The organism is Acinetobacter sp. YH12039 (assembly GCF_013420015.1).
GTDB classification, from domain to species: domain Bacteria; phylum Pseudomonadota; class Gammaproteobacteria; order Pseudomonadales; family Moraxellaceae; genus Acinetobacter; species Acinetobacter amyesii.
Genome location: NZ_VOZA01000066.1, coordinates 1 through 12,857 on the forward strand (window position 1 = coordinate 1; position 12,857 = coordinate 12,857).

The 12,857-nt window shown below is 39.6% G+C and carries 11 protein-coding genes and 3 pseudogenes; 4 read left to right on the forward strand and 10 right to left on the reverse strand.

From position 1 onward, the window contains the following. Both FTT98_RS16160 and FTT98_RS16165 read left to right on the forward strand, forming a co-directional pair. Window positions 1-111: pseudogene (locus tag FTT98_RS16160) on the forward strand (IS701 family transposase); the annotation flags it as partial. Between the two features lie 349 nt (window positions 112-460). Then, window positions 461-781, forward strand: coding sequence for a pyrimidine/purine nucleoside phosphorylase (locus tag FTT98_RS16165; protein WP_180041131.1), 321 nt, complete (start codon window positions 461-463; stop codon window positions 779-781). A 242-nt stretch (window positions 782-1,023) separates the two neighbouring features. On the opposite strand, the pseudogene FTT98_RS16170 reads toward FTT98_RS16165, so the two are convergent. After that, window positions 1,024-1,578, reverse strand: a pseudogene (locus tag FTT98_RS16170) (GNAT family N-acetyltransferase). Between the two features lie 56 nt (window positions 1,579-1,634). Here FTT98_RS16170 and FTT98_RS16175 point away from each other — a divergent pair. Next, entirely contained in the window at window positions 1,635-2,414 is a 780-nt protein-coding gene (locus FTT98_RS16175; RefSeq protein WP_180041129.1) for a hypothetical protein, read from the forward strand. Between the two features lie 59 nt (window positions 2,415-2,473). On the opposite strand, the gene purD is transcribed toward FTT98_RS16175, so the two are convergent. The 8 genes from purD to FTT98_RS16215 form a co-directional block, all read right to left on the reverse strand. Then, complete coding sequence (purD, locus tag FTT98_RS16180) at window positions 2,474-3,757, reverse strand: phosphoribosylamine--glycine ligase (RefSeq protein WP_180041127.1); 1,284 nt, start codon at window positions 3,755-3,757, stop codon at window positions 2,474-2,476. A gap of 132 nt (window positions 3,758-3,889) precedes the next feature. Beyond that, on the reverse strand, window positions 3,890-5,464 hold the full coding sequence (gene purH / locus FTT98_RS16185; protein WP_180041125.1) for a bifunctional phosphoribosylaminoimidazolecarboxamide formyltransferase/IMP cyclohydrolase: 1,575 nt from the start codon (window positions 5,462-5,464) through the stop codon (window positions 3,890-3,892). A 95-nt stretch (window positions 5,465-5,559) separates the two neighbouring features. Continuing rightward, the gene (gene fis / locus FTT98_RS16190) at window positions 5,560-5,829 is read right to left on the reverse strand and encodes a DNA-binding transcriptional regulator Fis (RefSeq protein ID WP_001086304.1); all 270 of its coding nucleotides are present in this window, start codon (window positions 5,827-5,829) and stop codon (window positions 5,560-5,562) included. 392 nt (window positions 5,830-6,221) lie between these two features. Continuing rightward, window positions 6,222-7,106 (reverse strand): DUF3426 domain-containing protein, encoded by an 885-nt coding sequence (locus FTT98_RS16195; protein ID WP_180003876.1) that lies wholly within the window; start codon window positions 7,104-7,106, stop codon window positions 6,222-6,224. Between the two features lie 18 nt (window positions 7,107-7,124). Further along, window positions 7,125-8,027 (reverse strand): 50S ribosomal protein L11 methyltransferase, encoded by a 903-nt coding sequence (gene prmA / locus FTT98_RS16200; RefSeq protein WP_180088450.1) that lies wholly within the window; start codon window positions 8,025-8,027, stop codon window positions 7,125-7,127. 126 nt (window positions 8,028-8,153) lie between these two features. Further along, complete coding sequence (locus tag FTT98_RS16205) at window positions 8,154-9,041, reverse strand: bile acid:sodium symporter family protein (RefSeq protein ID WP_180003877.1); 888 nt, start codon at window positions 9,039-9,041, stop codon at window positions 8,154-8,156. 75 nt (window positions 9,042-9,116) lie between these two features. Then, window positions 9,117-9,995: a bile acid:sodium symporter family protein gene (locus FTT98_RS16210; RefSeq protein WP_180160316.1), complete on the reverse strand. Its 879-nt coding sequence runs from the start codon at window positions 9,993-9,995 to the stop codon at window positions 9,117-9,119. Window positions 9,996-10,142: 147 nt separating this feature from the next. Beyond that, on the reverse strand, window positions 10,143-10,493 hold the full coding sequence (locus FTT98_RS16215) for a hypothetical protein (RefSeq protein ID WP_078188731.1): 351 nt from the start codon (window positions 10,491-10,493) through the stop codon (window positions 10,143-10,145). Between the two features lie 253 nt (window positions 10,494-10,746). Between FTT98_RS16215 and mnmG the strand changes: the two genes are divergently transcribed. Then, window positions 10,747-12,627: a tRNA uridine-5-carboxymethylaminomethyl(34) synthesis enzyme MnmG gene (gene mnmG / locus FTT98_RS16220; RefSeq protein WP_180177568.1), complete on the forward strand. Its 1,881-nt coding sequence runs from the start codon at window positions 10,747-10,749 to the stop codon at window positions 12,625-12,627. 140 nt (window positions 12,628-12,767) lie between these two features. Here mnmG and FTT98_RS16225 read toward each other — a convergent pair. Continuing rightward, window positions 12,768-12,857, reverse strand: a pseudogene (locus tag FTT98_RS16225) (IS5/IS1182 family transposase); the annotation flags it as partial.

Here is a 12,857-nt window from a genome sequence, read left to right on the forward strand (position 1 = left end):
GAAAATATATATCGTTGGCAGAAGAAATTATTTAGACCAATTATCAAAAACTTCATTGATGACTTTATTCTCGATAAAAATCATCTGCTACCACAGAGAATCTATAAATGATAGTGCGTAAGTCCTAGAGATCTAATATATTATTTATAATTAAACTATTTAAGTACGTCATTTGTATATGTTTAGGTCTATATAACAAATTTTAAAATGTATTGCTGAAAAAATGATAAAAATGAAATAAGTCCTGTCATACACAAAATTGGTAACATTCATATGTGAAAATAACGGAGAGTTTCAATCTAAGCTGAGTTGAAATATTTATTGGTATATTTGAAGTTCAACTCTGATTCATGGTTTTTCAAAATTTTAGATCTAAATCTGAGGAAGATTGAATCCGCTACATTGTTTAATATAAACTGATTAATAATTGATCATAATAAATTGCTATGTGAGGCACGCTATGTCAAATCAGTTTGATTTCGTCTCAGTTGTAAAAAAGCCTACGGTTCATTATGGCGGTAGATCTGTGAACCATGTATTAAAAATGGAAGATGGTAGTCAAAAAACCATCGGTGTATTTTTGCCATCAGAGCAACCCATGACGTTTGAGGCGCATGTGAAAGAACGTGTTGAAATCACATCGGGGCAGTGTGTTGTGCAAATTGGGGAGCAGGTCGAGTTTGTTCAATATACTTTTGGCGAAAGCTTTATTGTTCCACAAGATTCAATTTTAAAAGTGCAATATACTGATGTTGTCGACTATGTATTCCATTTTGATTAAGCATGCTTAGACAAGTTTGCAGTTGCTTCAGCTTACACCTCAAGATGTTTTAATCGCTAGTGATCGAATTTGATATTTTTTCTTAACCCTGCATTTAGCAGGGTTTTTTATATGATTTAATGAATGATTTAGCTTTCTTATGCGAAATCCTGTAGTTACTAAAATTAAAGAATTTAACATCACCTATAGTCACTGTTTGGCAGAGTTAATGTACTTTAGTTTTGCCGTGAATAAATATTGAATTAGCAAAAGGGGATGTGCAAATAATCACTACGCTGTATTTCATACAGCACATGACGGTTTAATGGGTGTTCTGCTGGTACAAGCGGATGATTAAACTCGCGTACTTTATGCATACCTATGCGTTGCATGACACGTTCTGATGGTGTGTTCAAACTTGCAGTGAAGGAAATAACTTTATCTAGTCTTAAGTTTCTAAAAGCATGTTTGAGTACAGCTTTTGCTCCTTCGGTAGCATAGCCTTGATGCCAATATTGTGGCAGTAGTTGTCAACCAATTTCAGGGGCATCAGCTATTTCGAACTCGGGTGGATGTGCGTGTAAGCCGATAAAGCCAATAAATTCTCCTGTAGCTTTAAGCTCGACAGCATATAAACCCCAACCGCGTATTTCTATTGCATCGTGTAGGCGTTGCATAAATGCAGTGGCTTCGGAAGCATCAAGTTTGTTAGGGAAATAGCGCATGACGTCATCATCTGCACACATGTGGATGAATGGAGCAGTATCGGAGTCTTGCCATTGGCGTAGGATCAGGCGAGGGGTTGGGAGTTGTATCATATATGTAATACTATAATTTCCTTATTCTTATTATAAAAAGACCGTGAGTAGATGTGATGTATATTTTTGAAATAATTATACTTGGGACTTGGCTTGATTATGAAGATCGTGAATGGAGTTGGGCGATTGAAAGTCAGCTTCGTTCGTTAGAAGCGCAATTTTTTGAGGCAAATTTAGCTTTAAATCTGTTTCATTCAATGGTTCACCAAGAATCAACTTCTAAAGATGATTGGCTTCGAGAAAATAATAGAAGAAGTGAAATAAGGAAGGAGATTGAAGTTGAGATTTTACAAGAGGGTAAGAATCATTGGGATTATATGGAAGAGATTAATTTAAAAACGGAAATTATTTTTAAAAGAGAAAAATGGAGTCAAGGTCGTATACCTAGGGAGTTTAATCATAATTTAGCATTTATATATGCACGAGCATTTTTATATGCTTTGGATACTTTTGATAAATTTCTTAAAGTGTTATCAAATAATAAAGATGTTCCAACGGAGCTGAAAACTACGTATTTGAAAATGTCAGAATATTTTCCTGATTTACGTGGTGTTAGGAATACCGCCCAGCATCTCGAAGATAGATCAAGGGGATTGGGGGCATATAATAAGCCTTTGGATTTAAAGCCTGTTGAGAATAGTTTTATTAATGCTCAACAAGGTGCATTAATATTAAATTGTTTAAATGGCTCTAAGTATGGATCAACTATGGCAGATGGTCATTATGGTGAAGTAGATGTTTCACCAGAATCAATGAATCACTTGCAGTCAATTTTGACAGAAGTTTTAAATTCTTTTAAATGGAAAGGAAGCCCTCAACACAAACCTAGTGCATAGAAATGTGACAATTAAAAAAAACCCGCATTTAGCGGGGTTTTTCTTAATCAAATGAATGATTAGGCATTTTCACGTGCAATTGCGCGGTAACCAATATCTTTACGGTATTGAACGCCGTCAAACGTTACTTTTTGGCACAGCTCTAATGCTTTCGCTTGCGCTTCGCCAATGGTGTTGCCTAGAGCAGTAACGCAAAGAACACGACCGCCTGCAGTCACAATATCACCATTTTCAAGTGCTTTAGTGCCTGCATGGAAAATTTTCGCATCTGCCATTTCAGTGTCTAAACCTGAAATCACATCACCATTGCTAGACGTTTCAGGGTAGCCACGTGACGCAAGTACGATACCTACAGTCTTGCGCTCATCCCATTCAGCTTCCGCAGGTAAGTTACCCGCAATACCTGCTTCAACTAGGTCAACTAAAGATGATTTTAAACGCATCATAATGGGTTGAGTTTCAGGGTCGCCAAAACGACAGTTGAACTCGATCACTTTAGGCTGACCTTGTTCATCAATCATTAAACCTGCGTATAAGAAACCTGTATAAACATGACCGTCTTTTTTCATACCTTCAACGGTAGGACGCATCACTTCATTCATGGTTTTTTCAAATACGTCAGCAGTCACAACAGGAGCAGGAGAGTAAGCACCCATACCGCCAGTGTTTGGGCCTTGGTCGCCTTCAAAGATACGCTTGTGATCTTGAGACGTTGCCATTGGCAAAATGTTGTCGCCATCAATCATACAAATGAAAGAAGCTTCTTCACCTGCAAGAAATTCTTCGATGACAACGCGTGAGCCAGCATCACCAAATTTGTTGCCTGCAAGCATGTCATCAATCGCATCAAATGCTTCTTGATTGGTCATGGCAACGATTACGCCTTTACCTGCAGCAAGACCATCAGCCTTGATTACAATTGGCGCACCATTTTTTTCAACAAATGCTTTCGCTGCATCTACTTCTGTAAATACATCATAGAAAGCAGTTGGAATGTTGTGGCGTTTTAAGAAGTGCTTTGCAAATGCTTTAGAGCCTTCAAGCTGTGCAGCAAATTGAGTTGGACCCCAAATTTTTACACCTGCTTCACGGCAAGCATCCACAACGCCATTTACAAGCGGTGCTTCAGGACCAACCACGATTAAATCAACGGCATTGTTTTTAGCAAAGTCGATAATCGCAGCATTGTCTAAAATATTTAGTGCAACATTTTCGCATTTATTTTCAGTTGCAGAACCCGCATTACCTGGTGCTACAAATACTTTTGTGACTTTATCATCTTGTGCGATTTTCCATGCTAATGCATGTTCACGACCGCCATTACCCAAAACTAAAATATTCATCGGTTCATACTCCATGAATCGAAAATGACATAAAGTCCTCAACCTGAAAGCAGGAGAGGACTTTATGCAAGATTATAAATCTAGTGTATTAAGCAAAAAACTGTGCTTAATTGTCATGATCACGTTGCCAACTTAGTGACGGAAATGACGCATGCCAGTGAAGACCATTGCAATACCAGCTTCATCAGCTGCAGCAATTGTTTCTTCATCACGCATAGAACCACCCGGTTGGATAATGCATTTGATGCCCGCTTTTGCAGCGTTATCAATGCCATCACGGAATGGAAAGAATGCATCAGATGCCATTACCGCACCTTCAACCACTAAACCAGCATGTTCAGCTTTAATTGCTGCAATACGAGCAGAGTTAACGCGGCTCATTTGACCTGCGCCAACACCAATGGTTTGACGACCTTTTGCATAAACAATCGCGTTAGACTTAACGTATTTCGCAACTTTCCAAGCAAAGATCAAGTCATCAATTTCTGCTTCAGTTGGCGCACGTTTAGTCACAACTTTAAGGTCATCTTTCGTGATCATGCCTAAGTCTTGGTCTTGAACCAACAAACCGCCATTCACACGTTTGTAATCTAACTGAGCTTTACGTTCAGTAATTGCAGGAAGCTCGCCGCATACGAGTACACGTACGTTTTTCTTCGCGCCAGTCACTTCAAGCACGCCTTCAGCAACGCTTGGAGCAATGATCACTTCAACAAATTGACGGTCAACAATGGCTTGCGCAGTTGCAACATCTAATTCGCGGTTAAATGCAATGATGCCGCCGAATGCAGATTCAGGGTCAGTTGCATAAGCAAGGTCATAAGCCGCTTGGATGCCGTCTAAAGATACTGCTACGCCACATGGGTTTGCGTGTTTTACGATGACACATGCAGGCTTAGCAAATGATTTTACACATTCAAGTGCTGCGTCAGTGTCTGCGATGTTGTTATAAGATAATTCTTTACCTTGAAGTTGTTTCGCAGTAGAAACAGATGCTTCAGTTGCTGTGTCTTCTACATAGAAAGCAGCAGATTGATGCGGGTTTTCACCGTAACGTAAGTCTTGAACTTTGTTCAATTGAGTATTGAAAGTACGCGCAAATTTATCTGCTTGACCTTCTTCCTTACCTACGCGAGCGCCTAAGTAAGATGCAATCATGCCGTCATACTGTGCAGTATGTTCAAATGCTTTAACTGCAAGGTCAAAACGGGTTGCATGTGATAATGCGCCTTCAGCTTTTAACTCTTCAACAACAGTTCCATAGTCAGATGCATTTACTACGATACCTACAGATGCATGGTTTTTCGCAGCAGCACGAACCATAGTCGGACCACCGATATCGATGTTTTCAATCGCATCAGCAAGTGAACAGTTTGGTTTTGCAACAGTTGCAGCAAACGGATAAAGGTTAACAACTACAAGATCGATTGCATCGATGTTGTGTTCAGCCATCACAGCTTCGTCTAGACCGCGACGAGCTAAGATACCACCATGAATTTTCGGATGTAGCGTTTTTACACGGCCGTCCATCATCTCTGGGAAACCTGTGTGCTCTGAAACTTCAACTACGGCAACATTATTGTCTTTCAACAATTTGTATGTTCCGCCAGTAGATAAAATTTCTACCCCTAGAGCAGCAAGTTCTTGTGCAAATTCAACAATTCCAGTCTTGTCAGACACAGAGATTAAAGCGCGTTTAATAGTCATGATCTTCGTCACAGTTTTCAAGGAACAGATTAAAACAAAATTAGCAAAATGCAGGTTAAAAAAAATGCCTGCGGAAGCCGCAAGCATTTTATCATTTATTCACTCATTAAACCGTGAGCTTTCAACTTTTTACGTAAAGTACCACGGTTTAAGCCGAGAATCTCAGCAGCACGGGTTTGATTACCACGTGTATATTCAAGAACTACAGATAGAAGAGGCTTCTCCATTTCCGCCAGCACCATATCGTATACCTGAGATGGTTGCTCGCCTTGCAATTGTGCAAAGTAATGGCGAACTGCGCGATCTACGTGAATACGAAGAGCGACATCAGATTGTGCAGTAAAAATAGGAGATTTGCTATTCATGCGAATTAATCCGAAAAATCAAATATCACTTGGGTAAAGTGATTTGTTAAAAGTGGTCTATAAACTTGAATGAACTCCGTTTTAGTTCCTAATGCGGAGTTCTAAAACTTGTACATTACTTGTAGCTTGACACAACTCGCAAAATTGTTCGAAAAATAAGCGTAACAATAGATTAATAATTGTTACAGCCTAAAAAACAAACAAAAAATCTACTCAATACGCAATAAATATTAAAGCGCACGGTTGGGATTGTATTTGTTGTGAAAAATTAGCGAGGAGTTTGCAGCACAAAGCTTTCGTGGCGCGTATCATACCATTGTCTAGGAAAAAGTGAGCAAGAAAACTGCATTTTTTTTATGTTTTTTTTACTTTTTTAATAGTTTTTTTCAATATTAGGGGCGAATCAACTCAATTGAATAATTATCGAAGCTTTTGCGTGCAATTGGTAGGCTAAATTGGAATTTAAAAGGACTACTTTTTGGGATCCGTTGGATGCCATGCAGACTTTCGTCCAAATACTCTTCAGGTAAAAGCGTATAGTTTGCTATTTCAGTACCATTTTCTTTTAGTGAAATTTTCATATTGGGTAAGGCAAGGCTACGGTCATGAAAATTGATCATTTCACCAGTAAAACGTGTTTCATTATTTCCAATGCTACGAATTTTGACTTTTTTGGTACTAATTAAACTGTAGTGTTCTTCGAGACGTGAACAATTAAAGACATCACACACTGCTGTGAATGCAGCACCCATTACTGGGCTGTTTTTTAAATATTGAGGATTGAACCAGAAAAACTGGAATATAAGTGCACCAAATAAGAAGGCATTAATACAGAACCACATAAAATAGTTCAGTGGGGTACGTTTTTTATCCTTTTCAGCCTGTTCTGCCCAATTTACAGCAGGAAGGTTGCCGATCGGTTCGGTGCTGAAATAATTTAAGTTATTTAAATAAGTTTTTAGATCGATATTAGAGTTTTCGACTTTTTGATCAAATAGTTTTAATAAATGGTGGGTTGGTGTTTCTTCAACAGTCACTGGTGTAAGCGTATTATTAAATTCGCTGACATTAATAATAGTATTGGAGTTTTTTTGAGGTGCATTTTCTTGCTCAGGGGTAGAAAAAGACAACGCTTTATCTACCACCAAATGAGACAGTGAATTAAAAGATGTAGAGCACTTTGGGCAACAAACCATGCCCTGAGCGACAGTAAGCTGCGGAACAGTTACTTTATATGTTGTAAAACAAGTTGGGCAGTTAGTTAATTTGTCGCTCATAAGTACACATTTTAAATTTTAATACTGTTGGCGTTTACCCGAAATTCGGCACCATGTTTCGTCACGTTTTTCTACGTCTAATATATCAAAAAAATCAGAATAAACACTAGAAACATCAGAAACTTGCTCTTCAATTACACCTGCAAGTGCGAACTCTCCCTCAGATTTAATTAAAGTTGAGAATTCTGCAGCCAAGGCCATTAGAGGGCCTGCAAGAATATTGGCAACAAACACATCGGCTTTTTGTCCAGCGAGCTCTTGGTTGAACTCTTCAGGTAGGCCTACATACAGATTTTCCAATACACCATTCAATTCGGCATTTTGTTGTGTTGCTAAAACCGCTTGTGGGTCAATATCAGTGGCATAAACTTTTTTGGCACCCAAAAGTAAAGCTGCAACACCTAAAATACCAGAACCACAACCGTAGTCGATTACGATTTTATCTTTAAGGTCAACTTTACCTAACCATTGTAGGCATAAGAATGTTGATGCATGGTTACCAGTACCAAAAGCAAGACCTGGGTCTAGTTTGATGTTTACGGCGTCTGCTACTGGCGCTTCCATCCATTCAGGGACGATCCAGTATTTTTCACCAATTTGAATAGGCTCGTAAGCATCCATCCATGTGCGTTCCCATTCTTGGTCTTCAATGAATTCGCTACGCATTGGTGCTTCAGGAAGTTGAGCTTTAATAAATGTTTCTAATGCAGCAACATCAATTTCTTCATCATCTTCTTGTGCATAGATACCAGTAACGATCACTTTATTCCAAAGTGGTGTTTCACCTGGAAGTGGTTCAAGTAAATCCTGATTTTCTGCATCATCTAGCGTGACACTGACTGCACCTAAAGAACTGAGCAGCGTTTCAGTGTAATCAACTTGAGCTTTTTCAACAGTAATATGAATTTGTAACCACTTCACGGACATAACCTAAATGAGTTTTATAAAAAGCTATTGTAACGGAACTCGGCAACTTGCAGCTAGCGATTATCAAAATTGACAAAAAATAAAAGGATGCACGTAGCATCCTTTTAATTTTTCAATGACTTAACTTTTAATTGTTTCGGTTGTAGTTGTCGAGATTGGTGCAAAACGCGTAATTAGGAAGCCAAATACAGCGGCAAAGATGTACATAAAGATTGAATATACCGCCGCAGGCATTGCTACAGCAGAGCTTGCCATCACCGTTAAGGCGATGGTCATGGCTAACGTACTGTTATGAATACCGATTTCAAATGCACAAGCACGTGCCTGAGCACTATTGATGCCGAACAGTCTTGGAACAAAATAACCGATACATAAGCTGAAAATACAGAATAGAACCGTAGCTAAGCCAACTTGGGTTAGATAAGCCGCAATATTATGTCGTTCAGAGTAAATAGCACCGATAATAATTAAGATGAGAAAGACCACAGCAAAGATGCGGAGTGGTTTATGCAGTTTCTCAGTCAGTTTAGGTGCATAGTGACGAAGCAGCATGCCTATACAGACGGGGATGATAATGATGCCGAAAACTTGGAGGATTTTTCCAAACTGCAGACTGATTTGTTGCCCTTCTTGCATGAAGTGCATGATCGAAAAATTCACGATCAATGGAAGGGTTAATGCTGCAATGACAGAGTTGATGGCGGTCAGGGTAATATTTAAAGCCAAGTCACCTTTAAATAGATAACTAAATAAGTTCGCTGTACTACCACCGGGTGAGGCTGCGAGTAGCATCAAGCCGACTGCAAGCAGTGGTGGCAATGCCAGCAGTTTACATAATAAAAAGGCAATGCCGACAAGCAACACGAGTTGGCAAAATAAAGCAATCAACACGGCTTTAGGATGTTTGGTGACACGTGCGAAATCTTTGGGGGTAAGTTCTAGCCCAAGCCCGATCATTATAAAGGCCAGTGCTAATGGCAAAAGAACCGTAATAATTCCAGAATCCATCGTATTTATTCTCCTTGAGCATATTTAATGGTTTTTCACCAAAGTCCTTATGGTGATTGCGTTAGAAAAAATAGTTTAGGTTTTCACTTGTTGAATCAGGTGACTGCCACGGCGCGTCAAAATAAAACCAAATAAGGTCGCCAATAAATACATAAAAATAGAATAAACACCGGCAGGTATCGCCACTGTGGTGTTTTCAAGCACACTCAGTGCGATGGTTAGGGCGATACTAGTGTTATGAATGCCGATCTCAAAGGTACACGCACGTGCCTGCTTTTCCGGTACACCTGCGAGGAACGGAATTAGGTAACCCAAAAATAAGCCACTGAAACAGAGCAAACAGGTTGCAATGCCGACGCTGGCAAAATACGTAATAATGTTGGATTGTTCACGCAAAACTGCGAGTGTAAAGATGAGAATTAATAAGAAAATAGATAACATTCTCATCGGCTTGTTGATGTGATATGCGATAGTCGGTAAGGAGTTGCGAATAAACATACCGAAACATACCGGTATCAAAATAATCAGAAATACATGGGTGATCTTATCGATAGGCATACCAATACTGGTACTTTCACCAACAAAATGCAAAATGGATAGATTGACGATAAAAGGCAATGTAAAGCACGAAACAACTGAGTTAATGGCCGTTAAGCTAATGTTTAATGCAACGTCACCTTTATATAGGTAGCTGAATAGGTTTGCTGTGGGGCCGCCGGGTGAAGCCGCAAGCAACATGAGTCCGACCGCGAGTAAAGGGGGTAACTCAAGCAACTTACACAGGAAAAACGCAATGCTGGTCAGTAGAATAAGCTGAGTAAATAAAGCGATGAAAATAACTTTTGGATAGCGTCCAACGCGTAAAAAGTCTTTGACTGAAAGTTCAAGTCCCAAACCCATCATCATAATGGCTAAAGCAATGGGTAGAAAAAATGCAAATAATCCCGAATCCATGGAATTTCCTGATATTTTTATCCTTATAGTGTTTTTGAGTTTATCTCAGTTTGATAAATAAGCAATAAATAAAAGCGAGTAAAAACTGATGTTTTACCCGCTTTATTTTTGATCTGTTAATTGGTCGATATTTTCATCGACAACTGTTTATTTAGGGCGAGGAGGAGTGAACCCTAAAGCACATTTTCCTTTAATTTCTTGTCCATTAATCGTTGCAGTAGTGGCTTTTGCATCTGCACTACATGTGCTTAATAATTCGGCTTCTTCGCCATGAAGATTTGCATTTTTGGACGAGCTAAAAAATTGTGGTTCGCAAGTACCATTCCAGATAATACCGCGATAGGCAAATGATACTTGAGCGCCTTGGCTTTTACCTTTACAGACTTGTTGATATCGCTGTGCATCATACACTTTCTCAACTTTATCATTGGCTGAGGCAGCAAGTGGTGATAAACATAAACCGCATAAAACCGTGGATAGCAAAATATTCTTATTCATGCTTATAGTCCTTATGATTCTCATGGGATCTATAACAGAATAAAAAATCATCAGAATAAAACAACAATCTTCGAGTAACATTTGCTTGAGAAATGTGTATTTTTATGTGGAATATGCAAAGTATGTATGTTCATAAAGAAATATATAGGCATAAAACAGTAGCCAATAACAATAAAATCGAGTTAATCAGTCAACTTATCGGTGAATTTTTGCTATAATCTTCCGTCATCCTTTTTTAATCTCCTTTACCACTATGCATTATCCTAAAGTTTACGATGTCATTGTTATCGGCGGCGGTCACGCGGGTACTGAGGCAGCTCTTGCTGCGGCACGTATGGGTCGACAGACTTTACTCTTAACTCATAATATTGAGACTTTAGGGCAGATGAGCTGTAACCCAGCCATTGGTGGTATTGGTAAATCACATTTAGTCCGTGAAATTGATGCGCTTGGCGGTGCAATGGCATTGGCTGCCGACAAAGGTGGTATTCAATTCCGTATTTTAAACTCACGTAAAGGTGCAGCAGTACGAGCGACTCGTGCCCAAGCTGACCGTGTACGTTTTAAAGCTGCGATTCGTCATACTTTAGAAAACCAGGCGAATTTGGATATTTTCCAACAAGCCGCTGATGACCTTATTGTTGAAGGCGATACCGTTAAAGGTGTAGTCACCCAAATGGGTATTCGCTTTGATGCGAAAACTGTTGTATTAACTACAGGGACATTCTTGGGTGGTGTGATCCACGTAGGTCTAAATAATGCTTCAGGCGGTCGTGCGGGCGATCCTCCTTCAATTTCATTGGCTGCGCGCCTTCGTGAATTGAACTTACCTGTAGGTCGTTTAAAAACAGGTACACCGCCACGTATCGATGCACGATCAGTTGATTTCTCTGTAATGACGCCACAGCCGGGTGATTTCCCATCTCCGACTATGTCGTTCATGGGTGATGCGTCGATGCATCCTGAGCAAATCAATTGCTATATCACACATACCAACGAGAAAACTCACGATATCATTCGTGGTGGCTTAGACCGTTCACCAATGTATACCGGTGTGATTGAAGGTGTGGGTCCCCGTTACTGCCCATCGATTGAAGATAAAATTCATAAATTTGCCGATAAAGATTCGCATCAAGTGTTCTTGGAACCTGAAGGTTTGGACACACATGAGCTTTATCCAAACGGTATTTCAACTTCTTTACCATTCGACGTTCAGTTTGAATTGGTGCGCTCGATTCGTGGTATGGAAAATGCGCACATTTTGCGTCCGGGTTATGCGATTGAGTACGATTATTTCAATCCACAATCATTGAAATTCTCTTTAGAAACCAAATCGATTAATAACTTGTATTTTGCAGGTCAAATTAACGGTACAACAGGTTATGAAGAAGCGGGTGCGCAAGGTTTGCTTGCAGGCTTGAACGCAGCACGTCGTGCATGGGATCAAGAGCAATGGACACCGAAACGTGATGAAGCGTACATGGGGGTATTGGTTGATGACTTGATTACTCTCGGTACTAAAGAACCGTACCGTATGTTCACTTCACGTGCGGAATACCGATTGATGTTGCGTGAAGATAATGCAGATCAGCGTTTAACAGCAATTGGCCGTGAAATGGGTCTTGTGGATGATGCGCGTTGGGATTCGTTCTGCCAAAAAATGGAAGCAGTTGAAACTGAAAAAGGTCGTTTACAACACCTTTGGGCAGCGCCAAACAATCCACTAGGCAAAAAATTCGTTGAAATGACTGGTGATGACCTGTCTAAAGAAACCAATGCGATCGATTTGCTCAAACGTCCAAATATCAACTTCTCACAAATTGCTGAATTGACAGGTTCAGAAGTTTCAGCATTTGTGGGTGAGCAAATTGAAATTGCAGTGAAATATGCGGGTTATATTAACCGTCAGCAAGAAGACGTTGCGCAAATGAAGCGTTTGGAAGATACACGTATCCCTGCTGATTTTGATTACGATGTAGTTTCTGGTCTTTCACGTGAAATCACTATGAAGCTGAAAAATGTATTGCCTGAAACATTGGCTCAAGCAAGCCGTATTCCGGGTGTTACACCTGCGGCTGTTCAATTGGTGATGATTACGATTCGTAAGAATAACCAAGCGAAAAAATCTGCATAAGATTTTGAGTTAAATAAAAAACCCGCTCAGTTGCGGGTTTTTTATTGCCAATAAATTATTGGCTGCTGGTATTTGATCGGATTAAATGAATATTTTGATCATCATTAGGGTGTGTTGACATTTACAGCCGATAAATTGAGCTAAAGAGGCAACCATATAAATATACAAGCTAAAGCAACAGCGCTTTGATAGTTACGTTTTAGCTTATCGTATCTTGTGGCAATTCCTCT

Coding starts and splice junctions, on each gene's coding strand:
- FTT98_RS16175 (WP_180041129.1), top strand. CDS start 1,635: ATGTATATTTTTGAAATAATTATACTTGGGACTTGGCTTGATTATGAA.
- FTT98_RS16195 (WP_180003876.1), bottom strand. CDS start 7,106: ATGAGCGACAAATTAACTAACTGCCCAACTTGTTTTACAACATATAAA.
- FTT98_RS16210 (WP_180160316.1), bottom strand. CDS start 9,995: ATGGATTCGGGATTATTTGCATTTTTTCTACCCATTGCTTTAGCCATT.
- FTT98_RS16165 (WP_180041131.1), top strand. CDS start 461: ATGTCAAATCAGTTTGATTTCGTCTCAGTTGTAAAAAAGCCTACGGTT.
- mnmG (WP_180177568.1), top strand. CDS start 10,747: ATGCATTATCCTAAAGTTTACGATGTCATTGTTATCGGCGGCGGTCAC.
- fis (WP_001086304.1), bottom strand. CDS start 5,829: ATGAATAGCAAATCTCCTATTTTTACTGCACAATCTGATGTCGCTCTT.
- purH (WP_180041125.1), bottom strand. CDS start 5,464: ATGACTATTAAACGCGCTTTAATCTCTGTGTCTGACAAGACTGGAATT.
- FTT98_RS16205 (WP_180003877.1), bottom strand. CDS start 9,041: ATGGATTCTGGAATTATTACGGTTCTTTTGCCATTAGCACTGGCCTTT.
- purD (WP_180041127.1), bottom strand. CDS start 3,757: ATGAATATTTTAGTTTTGGGTAATGGCGGTCGTGAACATGCATTAGCA.
- FTT98_RS16215 (WP_078188731.1), bottom strand. CDS start 10,493: ATGAATAAGAATATTTTGCTATCCACGGTTTTATGCGGTTTATGTTTA.